Source organism: Arthrobacter sp. M4 (assembly GCF_020251205.1).
Taxonomy (GTDB): domain Bacteria; phylum Actinomycetota; class Actinomycetes; order Actinomycetales; family Micrococcaceae; genus Arthrobacter.
Window position 1 is genome coordinate 283,436 of the sequence record NZ_JAIWYX010000007.1, and the last position, 15,471, is coordinate 298,906.

At 62.1% G+C, this 15,471-nt stretch carries 18 protein-coding genes; 7 read left to right on the plus strand and 11 right to left on the minus strand.

From position 1 onward, the window contains the following. Positions 1–225 precede the first annotated feature (225 nt). From LD110_RS14375 to LD110_RS14410, 7 genes are all read right to left on the minus strand, one after another. Complete coding sequence (locus LD110_RS14375) at positions 226–1,500, minus strand: NAD(P)/FAD-dependent oxidoreductase (protein ID WP_225499503.1); 1,275 nt, start codon at positions 1,498–1,500, stop codon at positions 226–228. Then, positions 1,490–2,260, minus strand: a complete 771-nt coding sequence (locus LD110_RS14380) for an alpha/beta fold hydrolase (protein WP_225499504.1) — start codon at positions 2,258–2,260, stop codon at positions 1,490–1,492. Before LD110_RS14380 ends, LD110_RS14375 begins: the two co-directional genes overlap by 11 nt. A 260-nt stretch (positions 2,261–2,520) precedes the next feature. Continuing rightward, positions 2,521–2,733, minus strand: coding sequence for a hypothetical protein (locus LD110_RS14385; RefSeq protein WP_225499505.1), 213 nt, complete (start codon positions 2,731–2,733; stop codon positions 2,521–2,523). Positions 2,734–2,898: 165 nt separating this feature from the next. Beyond that, on the minus strand, positions 2,899–3,165 hold the full coding sequence (locus LD110_RS24085; protein ID WP_374200345.1) for a transposase: 267 nt from the start codon (positions 3,163–3,165) through the stop codon (positions 2,899–2,901). A gap of 35 nt (positions 3,166–3,200) precedes the next feature. Next, positions 3,201–3,593, minus strand: a complete 393-nt coding sequence (locus LD110_RS14400) for a type II toxin-antitoxin system VapC family toxin (RefSeq protein WP_225499506.1) — start codon at positions 3,591–3,593, stop codon at positions 3,201–3,203. Continuing rightward, positions 3,590–3,856 (minus strand): type II toxin-antitoxin system Phd/YefM family antitoxin, encoded by a 267-nt coding sequence (locus LD110_RS14405; protein WP_225499507.1) that lies wholly within the window; start codon positions 3,854–3,856, stop codon positions 3,590–3,592. Before LD110_RS14405 ends, LD110_RS14400 begins: the two co-directional genes overlap by 4 nt. 184 nt (positions 3,857–4,040) lie before the next feature. Next, the gene (locus tag LD110_RS14410; RefSeq protein WP_225499508.1) at positions 4,041–4,403 is read right to left on the minus strand and encodes a TfoX/Sxy family protein; all 363 of its coding nucleotides are present in this window, start codon (positions 4,401–4,403) and stop codon (positions 4,041–4,043) included. 319 nt (positions 4,404–4,722) lie between these two features. Between LD110_RS14410 and LD110_RS14415 the strand changes: the two genes are divergently transcribed. Further along, a complete protein-coding gene (locus LD110_RS14415) occupies positions 4,723–4,926 on the plus strand; it encodes a cold-shock protein (RefSeq protein WP_225499509.1) in 204 nt (67 codons plus the stop codon). Between the two features lie 179 nt (positions 4,927–5,105). Beyond that, on the plus strand, positions 5,106–6,176 hold the full coding sequence (locus LD110_RS14420; RefSeq protein WP_225499510.1) for a hypothetical protein: 1,071 nt from the start codon (positions 5,106–5,108) through the stop codon (positions 6,174–6,176). Positions 6,177–6,262: 86 nt separating this feature from the next. Here the strand turns inward: LD110_RS14420 and LD110_RS14425 are convergent, their stop codons facing one another. Genes LD110_RS14425 through LD110_RS14440 form a run of 4 tightly spaced genes read right to left on the minus strand, consistent with a single transcriptional unit; the run spans position 6,263 to position 10,238 of the window. Beyond that, the gene (locus LD110_RS14425; protein ID WP_225499511.1) at positions 6,263–6,571 is read right to left on the minus strand and encodes a hypothetical protein; all 309 of its coding nucleotides are present in this window, start codon (positions 6,569–6,571) and stop codon (positions 6,263–6,265) included. A 10-nt stretch (positions 6,572–6,581) separates the two neighbouring features. Next, positions 6,582–8,006, minus strand: a complete 1,425-nt coding sequence (locus LD110_RS14430) for an amidohydrolase family protein (protein ID WP_225499512.1) — start codon at positions 8,004–8,006, stop codon at positions 6,582–6,584. After that, positions 7,999–9,099 carry an acetamidase/formamidase family protein gene (locus LD110_RS14435; RefSeq protein ID WP_225499513.1) on the minus strand — a complete coding sequence of 367 codons (1,101 nt, stop codon included), beginning with the start codon at positions 9,097–9,099 and terminating at the stop codon, positions 7,999–8,001. Before LD110_RS14435 ends, LD110_RS14430 begins: the two co-directional genes overlap by 8 nt. A 14-nt stretch (positions 9,100–9,113) precedes the next feature. Next, on the minus strand, positions 9,114–10,238 hold the full coding sequence (locus LD110_RS14440; protein ID WP_225499514.1) for a branched-chain amino acid transaminase: 1,125 nt from the start codon (positions 10,236–10,238) through the stop codon (positions 9,114–9,116). A gap of 372 nt (positions 10,239–10,610) precedes the next feature. Here LD110_RS14440 and LD110_RS14445 point away from each other — a divergent pair, with 372 nt between their 5' ends. The 5 genes from LD110_RS14445 to LD110_RS14465 all read left to right on the plus strand — a co-directional run bounded on the left by LD110_RS14445 (position 10,611) and on the right by LD110_RS14465 (position 15,463). Continuing rightward, positions 10,611–11,498, plus strand: a complete 888-nt coding sequence (locus LD110_RS14445; RefSeq protein WP_225499515.1) for an ABC transporter permease — start codon at positions 10,611–10,613, stop codon at positions 11,496–11,498. Then, a complete protein-coding gene (locus LD110_RS14450) occupies positions 11,498–12,526 on the plus strand; it encodes an ABC transporter ATP-binding protein (protein ID WP_225499516.1) in 1,029 nt (342 codons plus the stop codon). The genes LD110_RS14445 and LD110_RS14450 overlap by 1 nt, the downstream gene beginning before the upstream one ends. Next, entirely contained in the window at positions 12,526–13,404 is an 879-nt protein-coding gene (locus LD110_RS14455; RefSeq protein ID WP_225499517.1) for an ABC transporter ATP-binding protein, read from the plus strand. The genes LD110_RS14450 and LD110_RS14455 overlap by 1 nt, the downstream gene beginning before the upstream one ends. Beyond that, positions 13,401–14,474 carry an ABC transporter permease gene (locus tag LD110_RS14460; RefSeq protein WP_225499518.1) on the plus strand — a complete coding sequence of 358 codons (1,074 nt, stop codon included), beginning with the start codon at positions 13,401–13,403 and terminating at the stop codon, positions 14,472–14,474. Before LD110_RS14455 ends, LD110_RS14460 begins: the two co-directional genes overlap by 4 nt. Positions 14,475–14,635: 161 nt before the next feature. Further along, complete coding sequence (locus LD110_RS14465; RefSeq protein WP_225499519.1) at positions 14,636–15,463, plus strand: hypothetical protein; 828 nt, start codon at positions 14,636–14,638, stop codon at positions 15,461–15,463. Positions 15,464–15,471: the final 8 nt, after the last annotated feature.

A 15,471-nucleotide genomic window follows, 5' to 3' on the forward strand; every position in this document is an offset into this window, starting at 1 on the left:
AAGTGAAATAGTTGAGGCGTTTCCCGACCGTCTAGAGCGGCCCGGCGACGGTGAAGGGCTTCGACAAGTTCAAATGCGGCCGACGTTGTCGCGCATGAAATACTCGCGGCATTGGATGCTTTTGCTGAACGATCGAGGCGTCGGGGACGCCGCTAAAGATCGCTAACTCTCGGCTTCACCGTCCGCAAATGTTCGCTCGGTTCCTCTGGAGCTTGGCGAAAGACTTCAAAGTCCCGCAATTCGCTCCGCGACGTATTCCGCGTCCAAACCCACCCCGCCGAGCAGTGATGAGTAGTGGCTCGTCAGCCAAGGCAATCCAACAGCATAGAGTCCCGGATGCTCCGTAACTCCCCGAGAATGCCTGGGATAGCCCCAGTCGTCCAGGACCGGTATGTCCACGAAGCGCAGATCCAGTCGATAGCCGGTGGCCCAAAGCACCGAACTGATGTTCTCCGCTGCCAGGTCCAAACGCGCAGGCTCGGAAGGCAACCAATCGTCCTCAACCTGCGTCGGCGACTGCGGGGCTGCGTCAATGCCAGCAGCCGCAATGTACGCCTCAATCGCTCCCAGCATGCGCAAACCAAAACCGGCTTCCACAGCAGCCAAGCGTTCAGGGAGGTCGTCGGTAAAGGTGACTTCGCCGTCGTCGACTCCTTCTAGGTGACCATGCAGGTGCATGCCGCGGCGGCCCAAATCCCTGAGGTGGATGTTGTGTCCGCCGTCGGTGCCGGAGACGAGCGGGTTGCACGCGAAGCGGGCGGCGGGGGAAGGCAGTGCCTCCACTTTGAGTGCGTTGATGCCGTAGTCGGGCCCTTCCTTGGCCGCTTTCAGGAGCCAATACATGATGTCCTTGCCGCGATAGCGGCGGGGTGCCTCGGGACACATGGAGACGGCCAGATGGATTTCACGGCCGACGGCTTGCAGCTCTTCAGCGATCTGGCCACCGGACTGGCCCGTGCCAACAATCAAGACGGCACCGTCAGGCAGTTGCTCCGGATTCCGGTAGTGGTGCGTGTGGAGTTGCATCACGCCGTCTGGCAACTTTGCCGCAAGGGGAGGGATCTTCGGAACCTGGTAGGCACCAGTCGCGAGCACCACGTTGCCAGCGTGCCAGGAACCGCGGGAGGTCTCCACGCTAAAGCCTCCGTCAGCCGCCGAGACCCGCGTGACATCCGTACCTGTGTGGACGGGCGCGTCGATCTTGCTCGCGTACTCGCGGAACATGGCGATGACATCGTCGCGAGGCATAAACGCCTCAGGCTCGGGACCTGTGTAGGGCATCCCGGGCAGGTCGGTCGCGAAGTTCGGCGTGTTCAGGATGAAGGCGTCCCAGCGGTCCTGCCAAGCGCCTCCCAGAGCGGGCCGTCGTTCAAGCACCACGTGTTCCACGCCCTTTTGGCTGAGCCAGTAGCTCGTGGCCAAGCCTGCTTGGCCGGCGCCGATGACGAGAGTGTGGACCTCGTTGGACGGTTCATCTACTGGGCCCTGTTCACGTTCCATGACGGGCCTCGGCGCGCTTCCAATGCTCGCGCAATAACCCGGCTAGCCGTTCCGGCTCAATCCGGTGCGGCGGGTCGAAATGGTGGCGTTCCTCGAATACCTCGAGGCGGAAGTTGTGGAAGACCTTCGACAGTCGCTCGGCCACTTCGCCGTAATCCACCGGGTTGCTGAGCCCGCCGAGCGCCAGGAACACCGGGCGCTGGAATGATGCCAGCTTTTCGCGGTCGAGATCGTAGTTCTTGAACGTCCGCATGAACGCCCTGATGCCGGCTGGCCGCTTGCTCATCCACGGCGGCGGGCTGCCGGGCGGCGGAGGCGACAGAACGACGTCGGGCTTTACACCCAACCGCATGAAGGCGGCCATGAACTCATCCGGGGGAAGCAGATCCAGCTCGTCGTAGTCTTCCCACAGCTGCCTATGGGCAGGGCTCCAATCCCAGCTTCCAGCCCACGCGGGCTCCAGAAGCGCGAGGCTCTCCAGCCGCTCCGGATGCTTGGCCGTGAACGCGAGGGCGGCAGCGCCGCCGCCGGAGTAGCCGACCAGATGGAAGGTGTCCCAACCGCGGGAGTCGGCTTCGCGGAGCACACCTTCTATCTCCGTGTCGAGGCTCCAGCCGGGTGGTGGTTCGTCGGGTGCATAGAGTTCCAGGTCCTTGGCGACCGCGTCGACGTCCGGACCCAGCGCGTTGATCAGTGCGCCATAGGCCGGCTCTGCGGGAAGGACACTACCAGGGAGGAGGATAACCCGCTTCGGTTCCATGGGAGAACTGTACGCTCGGGGGTGGTGTTGCGGGAGGTGGTTTGGTCAGGCTGCGAGAGCAAGGTCGCTCGGGAATGGCATGCAGCCACTAGGGCATCCGATGGGCCACGGAAGCTCGGCTCGGTCATAGCCGACAGGGCCAAGGCTGCGGGGCGGGCCGCGCTGCGGGTTCAGCTCACAGGTATCTGCTTAGCTGAAGTGGCGGTCGCTCATTCGAAAGGCTGACCCGGCCGGCTTGTATAGCCGACCGGGCCAACTTGTCAGTCGATGAGCATCGCGCTGAATCGTGATTCGGCTGCGTCGAACTCGATGACGCGCACGCGCACGGTCGCGCCCACCGCAGCACTGCCACCGCGGACGAGGCCTTGCACACCAGAATCAGACTCAACGAAGAGCCCGAACGGCTTGGCAGACTTGACGACGACATCGATCTCATCACCAGCATTCAGGAGGGTTCCGGCCACATGGCTCACCCCCTCTCCATCCTCAGGGTGAGTCGGACAGCGGTGCAGACCCAGCCCCAGGTTCCTTCCGCAGCGGGGCAGCGCTGGCTCCCGGGCTCTGCCCAGACCTCACGCAAGTAGAGACAGTACAGGCTGACGTCCCCGATCTACAGCCTTGACTATTCCTCGTCCGTGTCACGGGGGATGACGAGGTCCTTCTCCAGCGAGCGGCGCAGCTGCCGCGCCCCGTCGGTGCGGATCATGGAGCCGGGGGCGACGACGCGCTGGCCGAACTTCACCAGCGCGACTGCCGCACTTCGGGCAGACGAACCCCTCCGGCCAGCGCAGCCCTGCCAGATATTCAACGCAGGCATAATCTGTGCTGAACCAGTCCTGGAACTGCCCGAACTTCTTCGGATAGTCCACGCCCGCCTGCCGCATCTGCAGCCACAAATCGGCCATACCTCCGCGCACTTCAGCTAAGCAGACACCTAATACTAAATTCCTGGTGATAGAACCGTGAGGCCTGCGTCTACCGCCGCAGCTAAAAGTTCGATGTCGTAGGCAACCAAAACATCGCTCTGGAGTCTAATAGCCGTCGCCAAATGAATGGCATCCGCGCTTCTCAACCTCCCTGGAAGCGCCGCAGCGTACATCAAATCAGGGCGTGCCACATCGACGAGGTTTATGGCGGTCAGCACTTGATTCACTGGCACCGGAGAAAGACGTCGCCGCCGCGCGGCACAGTGAAGTTCCGTGTAGAGGAGCATCGAGGCAACCAAACGATGTCCTGAGGCGCTCGCCGTCGACAGGTGCTCGGCAAGGGAAGCGGATTCGGGTTCGTCAACAACAAGTTTCAAGACAGCCGACGTGTCGACGTATGTGATCATCGATCCCCGCGTAGATCTGCCAAAATATCCGCAGTCGCCATGTCGCTCTTGGCGCGCGGCACGAGAGTGAAGTCCACTGGTCCGGGCGTAGCAGGGCGGACGGCGCCCTGCTGGAGGAGGCGCTCGAAGGGCGAGACCGACGGGGGAATGAGTGTCGCGGCAATCTCGCCGTTATTAGTCACGTCTATGGTTTCACCGTTTTTAACGCGTTCGAGAATCTTGCTGCTGTTATTGCGGAGTTCCCGATGCGGGATTGTGGTCATGGTTACCTCCGTAGCAATTGTAGCAACCGCAGTCCCGGCAGTGAACTTTGCGCGTGAAGGCCGCGCAGGAGGCGAGGTTCAGTGCACGGTTGACGCCCGCCCTCGATAACCGCAGCCTCGGAGGCAACGTATGCCCGCCGTCGTTGTTCCAGCCTTTGTTGTTGGCCAGGCTAGGGGGCTGGCCCTACTTCTTGGCAGCCTTTGGCGGCAGCTGCGCAACGTATTCGAAAGCCTTCGCCACCCAGAACCTGGCGCGGGCTTCGTCCCCCTCACCTTCGGCGTTCCATACCTCGGGCAAGCCGACGTAGTCGCCCATTGGCCGCTCTTCCGGGCCGAAGGGCCTCGTTCGTTCCGTGGCCTCGAGTTCTGCCTTGTCCTCCGGGGAAAGTTTGACCCCGATGGCGGGTCCAAAGAGTCCCGCGAACATGTTGCCGTTCACGAAGGCGCCGAGATTACCGAACATGGGTTTGACGATCACCTCAGGGTTATCCGGGAGCACCGAGCGGAAGTGTTCCTTGTCGGCTTCGGACGGTTTGGGGATCTGCATGTGCTGTTCTCCTCGTGTGGAGTGGCTGGGCTCGGAGCTGTCTGCAGGATAGGGGAGTGGGGCGGCTGCGGCTAGGGGCCAGCGGCGCCCGACGGCCATCTGTTAACCTTTTGTTTTCCACACAGGGGATCGAAACTCTGGCGAATCGCTCAATCCCCTGTAAACTCGTAAACGTTGTTGTGTCTGGCATTTGGTAGTTCAGGTAGTACGTGCGGTCCGTTCGGCCGTGTCTTTCTGAAGTAGCGGTTGTTGAGAACACTCACACACCCGGAGGCCCGAAAGTCGGGAGCCACCTCCACCTTCAGTAAGGACAGAAATTATGGCTACAGGTATCGTCAAGTGGTTTAACGCCGAAAAGGGCTTCGGCTTCATCTCCCCCGAAGATGGCGGCCAGGACGTTTTCGCCCACTACTCCGCTATCCAGTCCAACGGCTACCGCTCCCTCGAAGAGAACCAGCACGTTTCCTTCGACGTCGAGCAGGGTCCCAAGGGCCCGCAGGCCGTGAACATCCGGGCACTCTAAGCCTTTCGGATTCATAAGAAAGTAGGGTCGGTTCATTTGAACCGGCCCTACTTTGTCTTTCCGGGGCCTCTGCCCCTCTTGAGCCGCGCTCACTAATCTGTAAATAGACGCCTCGGGACCCTGACCCTTCCCGCCACGCCTATTTTCGGAAAAGCAAAGCTCAAAGGAGATGGTCTCCAATGACGGCGATTCAGCAATCGAAGGGCACTCTGAAGTCCGCCGATATCGTGACGCAGGTCTTGGGCATTTGGCTGGTCATCGCCTCTTTTGGAGATGGCTGGACACACGTAAACAGGCCCGCGCCCGAGACCTTCTTCACACCGTGGCATGCCGTCCTTTACTCAGGACTTGTCGCGGTAGCAGCGTGGACCGGCGTCGTCGTCTGGCGCAACCACACGCCCGGAACCTCGTGGATCAGCGCAGTCCCCACCGCGTATCGGCTCACAGTGGCCGGCGTCGTTACTTTCGGCGTAGGCGGACTTTTGGATATGGCCTGGCACCAGGTGTTCGGGATCGAAGTAGCCATAGACGCGTTGGTTAGCCCGACGCACCTGATCCTCGGCGCGGGTGGACTTTTGATCCTCGGCACGGGCGTTAGAAGCGCCCGCTTGTCAGCGGGCCGGGGACCTATCAGGTGGACAGCCCCCGCGGTGATGTCTGTTGTCCTGATGACCGCCCTAGTTTCGTTTTTCCTGATCTACGCATCCGCGTTCATCAGGGTGGCCCCCACCCACTCCTACCTCCCCATACCCGAGGGAACGCCGGGCCATGACAAGGAAGAACTGGATCTCATCGCCGGTTTGGCCTCCTACCTGCTAACCACGGCCGTGCTGGTTGTTCCCTTTTCATTCACTGCTGTTTCCAGCCAACGTCCCCCTCGGGGCATCGTCACACTGTTGGTCGGTACATCGGCTTGGTTGTGCGTAGCCATGATGGACTTCCACACAGTCCCCGTCAGTGGAGCCGCCGGTGCGACAGCCGCCGCACTACTCGCTGATCTTGCTTTGTCCAGGCTTCCCGCCGCCCAAGTTCGCCACAGACTGCCTGTTGTCGCCGCAGGAATCATCACCCTGGTCTGGGTGGGACAAACGGTGGGGATGGCCGTGGCCCGAGGCATCGGCTGGCCACCATCACTCTGGGTGGGCGCCATCGTCCTTAGCGCCACCGCAGCCGCTGCAATCGCCTGGATACCCCTGTGGCGGCTGCATTCAGCCACCGAGGTCCAGCCTGCGCAACAGCCACCCCTCTGACGGCACAGGCCCGAACACCTAGCCACGGCGCTATGAGGGCTCCCTCCGTCCAAGATACGCAGGGAGCCTTCATGCCCTAGCTGCGGCTACCGCTCACACGCGATGCCGTCGCTGCCCTTCATCGCACAACTTTCCAACGTCACTCCGAACGGGACCTCATCACTCACCTCTACCGTGAATTGGTCATGTGCAAGGCGAGTGATCAGGACGCCACCACCACCGCTTTTGGTGGCCTCAAGCCGGGCCAGCAGCTCGGCCTCGCCGAGCCGTGCCTCCAACGTCATCCGATCAGGTCCCGATACGCGCAGCACCAGCGGCACAGCCGCCGTCGAACGGTCAACGTCCGAGGCCGGCACGTCGCCTACCGTCGATTTCTCACCAACCGTCGTCGTCACCGTTGCCGCCTCAGCAAGCCGGCCGGTTCAACACGTCAGTGGACACCTTCTGCTTCAGCAGCGTTCCCTCCGGACCGGCTTTGAGTTGCCGATCCTCAACCACCACAGTCCCGCGCAGCACGGTCATGCTCGGCCAGGCAGCAACCCGATACCCTTCCCACGGCGTGTAGTCCGCCTCGTGCAGGTCCGCGGCAGTCACACGCCGATCCACAGTGGTGTCCAGCACGGCCAAGTCCGCGTCCGAACCGACAGCAATTACGCCCTTCTGCGGGTACAGGCCCATGATCTTCGCCGCGTTCGCTGAGGTGATGTCCACAAATCGTGTCAGGTCCAGGCTACGCTTGGCCACGCCTTCCGTGTACGCCACAGCCATCCGCATCTCGACGCCGGCATGCCCCCCAGTCGCGTCCAGAATGGTCTTGCCGCGCGTCTTCACATCCAGGTCCGTGCACACACCGTCCGTGGCCAAGGTAGACAACGAACCACTGAGCAACGACTCCCACATCGAATCCCGGTCATTCTCCGACTTCAACGACGGGTACGTGTGGTAAATCGCCCCGTTCTCCTGCTTGTAATCCTCGGCCGTGAAATAGGCGTAATGCGGCAGGATTTCTCCATAAACAGCCTGACCCCGGCCACGGGCTTCGCGGATCGCGTCCACGCCCTCGCGGGCACTCACGTGCATCAAATAAATCGGCGCGCCCACGTGCTCGGCCAAAGTAATCGCCCGCTGGAAGGACAGCTTCTCGGACAAATTGTTGTGGGCGTGATGCATGTACTCGATGCCGATTTTGCCCTGATGTTGCAGCTTCTTATACGAGTACATAACAATGTCGTCGTCTTCGGCATGAACCGCCAGCATCGCTCCCGCGGCCGCGGTTTGCTCCATCAGGCCCCACATATTTCCGAGGTCCGTCTTCTGCCTGGGCCGCGTGGGCGTGGTATTTGTCATCCACACTTTCCAACTGCCATGCCCGGCGGCAACCGCATCCGGAATCTGCTCCAAAACCTCAAACGGGATTTCCGGCTCCTTGAACGTCCCATGCAGCGCATAATCCGTGTACGTTGAACCAGCCCATTCCGCTGACTTCCGCGCAAACGACTCCGACAATTCGTCGCCCGGCTTCCAATGCGCAAAATCAATCAGAGTAGTAGTACCGCCATAAATCGCGCCCTCACTCACGCGGTCCGGGCCGAAACACATAATGCCGCTCTCTGCAGCCGTTGGCAGCACCGAGTTTGTGTGCACGTGCGGGTCCACACCACCCGGAACCACCAATTGCCCCTGCAGGTCAATAACCCGGCGCGCCTCATCCAGCGAACCGAAACCCGGTTCCCGGAGCGAAGCAATCTTGCCCTCAGCAATTCCGATATCCAGGCGCTTGGCCCCAGCCGGAGTAACTACCAAGCCATTTGTCAGAAGAAGATCAAACATTCGAAACCTGCGCATTCGTATCAGAAGAGGGAAGGGCAAAAGGGGCCGTACGGAAATAACGGGAAGCCAAAGTCACCTTGGCGGACATACGAGCATTCACCAGCTGCGAAACAGAAACATCCGCCGCGGCGCTCAGTAGCATCGCCGTTTTCTCACGCGACCAACCACGATCCGCCTGCAGCAGCGCCAGCATGTCGTCCAAAGCGAGCCGCGCCGCCTCATCCAGCGAGTCCCCGTCGCCAATGGTGATCACCTGCCCACCGGACAGGACCACCGGACGCCGAGTGTCGCCGTCGGACTTCACGGAACCGGACACCAGCGGGTCCGTCACCACGCGGCAGGACAGCCGCACGCTGCCCTCAACCTCCACAGCGGTAAGGCAGCACTCGCCGTCGCCCTGCGCCGCGTGCAGATCGCCCGCGTACAGCATCGCCCCGTCAACCTGGACAGGAAGTACGACGGCGGCACCCGCCATCACGTCCTTGCAGTCCATGTTGCCGCCATGGATTCCCACGGTGCTGGAGTTGGGACGCTCACCAACGGGGGCGACGCCGATCTTCCCGACCATCGGCCGGACCGGGACAGTGATGCCGTCGTCGAAAACCACGTGGCCGTCCACGATCTCCAATGCCTGACCCGCACGGCCCAGGCCACCGGAGAAGCCACCCCTGCCGGGCATGGTGACCATCGCACCGCGGTCGGCGATCCGGATTTCGTGGATGTCCACGCGCAAAAGGTCTCCCGGCTTCACCCCACGCACGGCAATCGGACCGGTGACCGGGATGGACAACTTCTCGTACTCGCCGGTCCTCTCAAATAGCCCGCCGGTGAGCAGGCTCCGCGCGTCCATCCAGAACTGCTCGCCCTGGTCCACAGTGAGGACCGGCGCAACAGCTGCGTCGAAGGAAAGGGAGGTGTGCTCGTAGCTGACGCGGGCGAGCTTTGGGGCAGCCGACACGTCGTGCCTAGATTCGGAGCCGTGACCGGCGGTTTCGCGGGCGCCAATGTCGCCCGGAAGTTGTTCGCGCAGCACAGCCTCCCGGCCCGTGCCTTCATGCACCCAACCGTGGTGCACCGTGTCGATCTTCTTCATCGGAAGCTCCCGACCTAGGACGAATAGACCGGAGTCGCCCAGCCCTGGTCCGCAGCGACGCGACCACGGACAGCCTGCTGGTACAGCTCCTGCAGGCTCTGCGTCACCTCGCCGGCCGTGCCCTTGCCGATGACGGTGCGGTCCACCGATTTCACGTGGTTCACCTCGGCCGCGCTGCCGCACACGAAGACTTCGTCCGCGGAGTACAGCTCAGTCCTGTCAATAGGCCGGATGTCCACGTCGATCCCCAGCTCGGTGCGGGCAAGGTGCAGGACGCTGTCCCGTGTGATGCCCTCAAGGATGCTCTCTGTGACCGGGGGAGTGCAGAGCCTGCCCTGGCGGACCATAAATACGTTGTATCCGGCGCCCTCGGCAACATGACCGCTCTCCGTAAGCAGCAGCGCGGCGTCGTAGCCGTTCCGCTTAGCCTCCAGCAGTGCGAGCCGGCCGTTCTGGTAATTCGCTATCGACTTCACGCGCGGCGGCATGGAGCGATCCGACAAACGGGCCCAGCTGCTGATCTGCACGTCCAAGCCGCTGGCGCCAAAATAATTGCCCATGGGAATCGCGGCCATAAATACCGTCGACGGACCAGTGTCTTCTGGCTTGCCGTCCTTGGAATCGACGAACACCTGCGCCCGCATATGCAGGTTCCCGCGCAATTCGTTGGCCCGGATCAGCCCGAGCAACTGCTCGCTGAGGAGGCCAATGTCCTGTGGCCCGTCGATCTCCACTACCCGCATCGAGTCGACCAGGCGACGCATGTGGTCGGCGACGCGGAAAGCGTAAAGCTGCTGTTCGTCCTCGCTCCAGTACGCGCGGAATCCTTCAAAAACGCCGACGCCGTACTTCAACGAGGTGCTCAAAACGTGCAAGCGTGCGTCTGCGTACTCAACCAGTTCGCCGTCGTGGAGCAGATAGCGGACGGGCTGCTTCGCGTTCCCGACGGCGGCAGGCTGGCTTTGGGGGACGGGCTGCTTCGCGCTCCCGCCGGCGGCAGGCTGGCTTTGGGGGACGGGCTGCTTCGCGCTCCCGCCGACGCCCGCGTTCCCGACGGCGGCCTGGTTACCACGCGCGCCTTTCCCAGCGTTCTCAGTCTTGGCAGGTGCCGTAGCGGTCAGTTCTTCAAAATCAGGCATCGCTCTTGTCCATCCTCTTCGTCTTGTGCGGAGTGCTGGCGCCAATGGCAGCACCATGCTTCATCAAGATCGGCACTTTACTCACTATATTGAAGATGCTTCAGCGCCCTGTCAACGGGTTCCAAGCTCGCACGTTGCCTCTATTGGGCCCCTCGGCGAGCCTGCAGAAATGGCATACCAACCCGCACAACCCACAAAGTCGTGCATCGGATAGAAGGATTTCCTCAAAAGGGGGTGCAATAGATCACACTTGGCGCTAGAGTCCATTCAATAAAGTGATGAGACTTCAAGGGAGCTGCATATGCATCAGCAATCAGTCTTCACCCCGGCTCCTCTTCAATATGTTGTGAGCCGGCATCCTAAGGCGGTCCCATGAGCATTCAAGGACTGCCACGAACCTCCCCAGGGCTGCGCGTCACTGGCTGGCCCCGCCGCAGCCGGAACTTCCTGACTAACAAATCCAGCACCGTGCTCACCGCTATTGCGGTGGCGGTCATTGTCGGGCTGCCACTCCTGGCCCTCTTCGCCCCATTGCCCCACGACCCGTTCCGCCCAGACACCAACGCGATTGGCATTGCGCCCAACGGAATCCATTGGTTCGGCACCGACGGCAACGGAATGGACGTCTTCTCCCGAACCATCGAGGCCGCTAAACTCGACCTTCCCATCGCCCTGGCAGCAACGGCGCTGTCGTTGGTGGTCGGCGTTCCACTAGGCCTGTTCGCCACCAGCGGCCGCATCGGCGACGCCATAATGCGTGTGATCGACGCCTTCGCAGCCCTGCCGATCATCGTGATCGCAGTCGTCTCCATCAAACTCATGGGCGGTGGCGCCACCGACGTCATTCTGGCTATCGCCGTCGTCGCTGCGCCTCGCTTCGTCCGCCTTTCCCGGGCCTCAGCCATGACTCTTCGCTCTGCGCGTTACGTGGAAGCGGCAGCAGCCATCGGTTGTTCACCCGTGCGGATCGCCTTTAACCACATCTTCCGCAACGCCTACGGAGTGGTCCTGGTCCAGGCAACACTGACAGCAGCCAACGCACTGGGAACCATCGCGGCCCTGAACTTCCTTGGTGTGGGTGTGAAACCACCTACACCTACGTGGGGAGCCATGATCAACGACGGCGTCAGCATGCTGATCCGCGGCGAATGGTGGGCGGCAGCGTTCCCAACGGCCGCGATGCTGCTGGCCATAGCCTCCTTGAACGTGATCGCCGGAGCCGTAGAAAACAAGATCGAGCGAGTGGAGCGTGTTCGGTAATGACAGGACTTCACGTCAAGGACCTGGTGACGGAATTCCACTCCCGGGACAAGGTCACACGGGCCCTCCATGGGATCTCCTTCGAAGTCGGCAGCAATGAAATTGTCGGCATAGTCGGCGAATCAGGCTCAGGCAAATCCACTGTGGTGCGCTCGGTCATCAAGCTGCTGATGCCGCCGGGCAAAGTCACCGACGGCACCGTCACTTTCCACGGCACCGAGCTGAGCAATATGCCGGACCGCAAAATCCGCCAGCTCCGTGGAAAGGACATTGGCTTCGTCGCGCAGAATCCTTTCAGTGCATTGAACCCCGTGGTCCGCATCGAAAAGCAATTCGCGAACATCGCCAAGGCCCACGGCCTCAAAGTGGATAGCGAATCCCGCTCACGCGCCCTCGAGTTGTTGACCTCTACCGGCGTCAACGACCCTGAGCGAGTAATGCGTGGGTATGCGCACGAACTGAGTGGGGGTATGGCCCAGCGCGTGGTCATCGCCATGGCGCTCTACCTCAACCCCAAGCTGGTCATCGCGGATGAGCCGACGACGGCGCTTGACCTCACCGTGCAACGGCAAGTTTTGGACACCCTCACCCGGCTGACGCGGGACAGCGGCCGTTCGATGCTGGTCGTCACCCACGACTTGGGCGTCGTGGCCAACTATTGCGACCGCGTCCTGGTGATGTACAAGGGCAACATCGTGGAGCAAGGGCCCGTGTCCGAGGTCTTCGTCCACCCGCAGGACCCCTACACAGTCTCCCTTCTTAACTCCGTGGTCCGCCCCGAGGCCGCCCCGGCTGAAGCAGGGCTGGAAGCCGGTCCGCCGGAAGCAGCGCTGGACGCCCGCCCGCCGGAAGCAGGGCTGGAAGCCGGCTCGCCGGAAGTCGAGAGCAACCCACTCGCCCAGCCTCCCGCCGTCGTACTTAACCGACGAGGTCAGAGGACAGCAACGCCCGACGCCGGTGAGCCCGCTCTGGCGGTCCCGGCACCTTCAGTGCATCCCACCGAGCTCTCCGAATCGAGGAGCACCTGATGCCCATCATCGAAATCAAGGACGTCCGCAAGACGTTCCGGACTCCGCAAGGCCACACCCTGAACGCGGTGGACGGTATTTCCCTGTCTGTCGAGCGCGGCGAAACGCTGGGGATCATAGGCGAGAGCGGCTCCGGCAAGTCCACGCTCGGCCGCCTGATCCTCCGCCTCCACGAGGCCGACTCAGGCACCATCCTCCTGGAAGGCGAGGACATCCGTTCATTGTCCAAGCGGCAACTGAGAAAACGACGCCGGAGCTGGCAGATCGTCTTCCAGGAACCTTTTGCCTCGCTCAACCCGCGGTTGACCATCCGGCAGATCGTGGAGGAACCGCTAATTGTTGCCAAGCAATTCGGCGCCAGCGAATACCGCTCCAAAGCTGAACGCCTGCGGCTGGTGACATCGACGTTGGAAGAGGTGGGGCTCTCCGAGGATTTCCTGGACCGCCGGCCAGCCAACCTCAGCGGGGGACAGCAGCAGCGCGTAGGCATTGCGAGGTGCCTGGTGACGGACCCGAGCCTGGTGGTTTTGGATGAGCCCACGTCCTCGCTGGACCTGACGATTCGTGCTTCTATTCTGCGGATGCTGGCTGAGCTGCAGGTCTCGAGGGGCCTCACCTACGTGTTCATCTCGCACGACATCGACACGGTCCGGCATTTCTGCTCCCGCGTGGCGGTCATGCATCGCGGTCAGTTCGTGGAGACAGGTACCACGCACCAAGTCCTGTCCAACCCGCAACAGCCCTACACCCAGAAGCTGATGGCGGCGGCAATGCCTCCCATCCCGTACTCCGACAGCTCCACAGCGAACGCCAGCTCCGCAGTGAACGCCAGCTCCGCAGCGAACGCCAGCTCCGCAGCGAAGGCGGTCAGCGCATGATTCGCTACATCATTTCCCGCATTGCTATCGCTGCGCTGCTGCTGTTTGGCCTGGTCACGTTGAGCTTCGGACTGGTTTCGCTGCTACCCGGCGATCCGGCCGTCGCTTTGCTCGGTGAGTACGCCACCCCGGCGGACATCGCGCGGATCAACTCACAGCTCGGCCTGGACAAGCCGTTCTGGGAACGGTACTTCGACTACATCGGCAACACGGTAAGCGGCGATCTTGGGAAGTCCTTCTTCACCGGCAGCCCAGTCTCATCAGAAATTCTGACCCGACTACCGAACACCCTGATCTACCTAGTTCCCGGACTCCTCCTGGCCCTGCTCATCGGCATGGGAATGGGCACATGGGCCGCCTACCGCTACGGTCGGGCCGCAGACAAGACCTTCACCGCCGGCGTTTCCGTTCTGATGGCGATGCCCGAGTTTGTCCTTGCGCTGCTGCTCCTGTTCATTTTCTACCAGCAGCTGCACATCGCCCCGGCACCGCTGGGCATGCTTTCGAGCGTCGATATTCCGCCACCGAGGGTCACGGGCTCCGTGGCTTTGGATGCCGTGATCGCGGGCAAATGGACAACCGTCAGCTCCATCCTGAGCAGGGCGGCCTTGCCAATCGTCACAATCGGCTTGTTCTTCGCGGCTCCCTTTGGCAAAACCGTGCGAACGGGCCTGCTCCAAGTCCTCAATTCACCCCAGATCGAGTTCGCCCGAGCCTGCGGCCTGAGACCGATGCAGGTATTCCGCTATGCACTCAGTGATGTGCGGGGCGCCCTGATGACGTACATGGTGTTGCTGTTCGCTGCCGCACTGAGCGGCGCGGCGATCGTGGAGAGCGTGTTCGCGTGGCCCGGCGTCGGTGGCTGGTCACTGGACGGCGTCCTCAAAGGCGACGTTCCGGTGATCCAAGGATTCGTTCTGATCATGGGCGCCACGAGCCTGATCGGCTACGTGCTCCTGGACACGCTCATCACCCTGCTGGACCCCCGAACGCGCAACACCGTGTTGCACGCCAAGAAATGGCACTTCGGCCTGCGTTCTCCGCGCCAAGCGGCGACGACGCGTGCCTAGTTTGCGACCACCAGCCCTCACCGGCCTCCTCCCCATTCCCGCCCACTCCGCGAGATGGCATTTGATGCCAATAATTCGCAGAAACATTGGCATCAAATGCCATCTCGCGGGGGAGCGGGCGAAACTCTTGACAAACCTGCCAGATTCAATAGATTGAAGACATGTTCACTTCATTGCATGACGACAAGCTGGTCGTCCTCGGCGGATCCATCCCGCTCGACGGCCGCGTGAGCTGGGTCCCGCAGGGATCCACAGGGTTCCAGCCCTCCAACGCGTACCTCCTGACTGAGGGCGACTCCCACCTCCTGATCGACTCGGGACTCGCCCTCCACAAGGACCTCATCCTGGACGACTTGGCAGCACTCATCGGCGAGGGCGGCGGAGTCTCCATCTTCTTCACGCGCAGTGAGATGGACTGCGTGTCCAACCTCGAGCCAATCGCAGGACGGTTCGACATCGAACGGCTCTTCACCGGCGGCGTCATCAACCCCTTCGACGCCTTCGATGACCTGAGCCGCATGGCCCTCCGCGGACGCCGGCACCAGATCGACGCGAAGCGCACCGAGGAAGGCGATTCCATGGCCCGGGCCGCCGAGATTGAAGTAGCGCCGGGACGCGTGCTGGAAGTCGAGTCTCCGTTGCTTCGACTCCTGCCCACATTCTGGGGCTGGGACAAGGAAACAGGCACGCTCTTCACCTCGGACACCTTCACCCACGGAGTTATGGACAGCCCGGATGGTTCCCGAATCATCGACTCCACCACAGTGGATAACACCACCGTGGAGCAGGTAGCCGGCCACCTTTACGCGAAGTACGAGTGGATCCCGCGGTCCACCTGCGAGCCGCTCCGTGACTGGCTGGTGGACAAGTTCGCGGAGCTTGACCCGGAGATCGTCGCCCCGTCCCGCGGTTGCGTTCTGCGAGGTCGGGACGTGGTCCGCCGCCACCTGAACTTCATGCTCGACGCGCTGACCCCGCAGTTTGTATAGGAGACCGC

Bases quoted from the DNA above. Each gene is read 5' to 3' on its own strand.
- LD110_RS14400 (WP_225499506.1), bottom strand. From the start codon at position 3,593: ATGATCACATACGTCGACACGTCGGCTGTCTTGAAACTTGTTGTTGAC.
- LD110_RS14465 (WP_225499519.1), top strand. From the start codon at position 14,636: ATGTTCACTTCATTGCATGACGACAAGCTGGTCGTCCTCGGCGGATCC.
- LD110_RS14410 (WP_225499508.1), bottom strand. From the start codon at position 4,403: ATGCAGATCCCCAAACCGTCCGAAGCCGACAAGGAACACTTCCGCTCG.
- LD110_RS14415 (WP_225499509.1), top strand. From the start codon at position 4,723: ATGGCTACAGGTATCGTCAAGTGGTTTAACGCCGAAAAGGGCTTCGGC.
- LD110_RS14450 (WP_225499516.1), top strand. From the start codon at position 11,498: ATGACAGGACTTCACGTCAAGGACCTGGTGACGGAATTCCACTCCCGG.
- LD110_RS14435 (WP_225499513.1), bottom strand. From the start codon at position 9,099: ATGAAGAAGATCGACACGGTGCACCACGGTTGGGTGCATGAAGGCACG.
- LD110_RS14430 (WP_225499512.1), bottom strand. From the start codon at position 8,006: ATGTTTGATCTTCTTCTGACAAATGGCTTGGTAGTTACTCCGGCTGGG.
- LD110_RS14420 (WP_225499510.1), top strand. From the start codon at position 5,106: ATGACGGCGATTCAGCAATCGAAGGGCACTCTGAAGTCCGCCGATATC.
- LD110_RS14380 (WP_225499504.1), bottom strand. From the start codon at position 2,260: ATGGAACCGAAGCGGGTTATCCTCCTCCCTGGTAGTGTCCTTCCCGCA.
- LD110_RS14405 (WP_225499507.1), bottom strand. From the start codon at position 3,856: ATGACCACAATCCCGCATCGGGAACTCCGCAATAACAGCAGCAAGATT.
- LD110_RS14445 (WP_225499515.1), top strand. From the start codon at position 10,611: ATGAGCATTCAAGGACTGCCACGAACCTCCCCAGGGCTGCGCGTCACT.
- LD110_RS24085 (WP_374200345.1), bottom strand. From the start codon at position 3,165: ATGGCCGATTTGTGGCTGCAGATGCGGCAGGCGGGCGTGGACTATCCG.
- LD110_RS14460 (WP_225499518.1), top strand. From the start codon at position 13,401: ATGATTCGCTACATCATTTCCCGCATTGCTATCGCTGCGCTGCTGCTG.
- LD110_RS14455 (WP_225499517.1), top strand. From the start codon at position 12,526: ATGCCCATCATCGAAATCAAGGACGTCCGCAAGACGTTCCGGACTCCG.
- LD110_RS14375 (WP_225499503.1), bottom strand. From the start codon at position 1,500: ATGGAACGTGAACAGGGCCCAGTAGATGAACCGTCCAACGAGGTCCAC.
- LD110_RS14440 (WP_225499514.1), bottom strand. From the start codon at position 10,238: ATGCCTGATTTTGAAGAACTGACCGCTACGGCACCTGCCAAGACTGAG.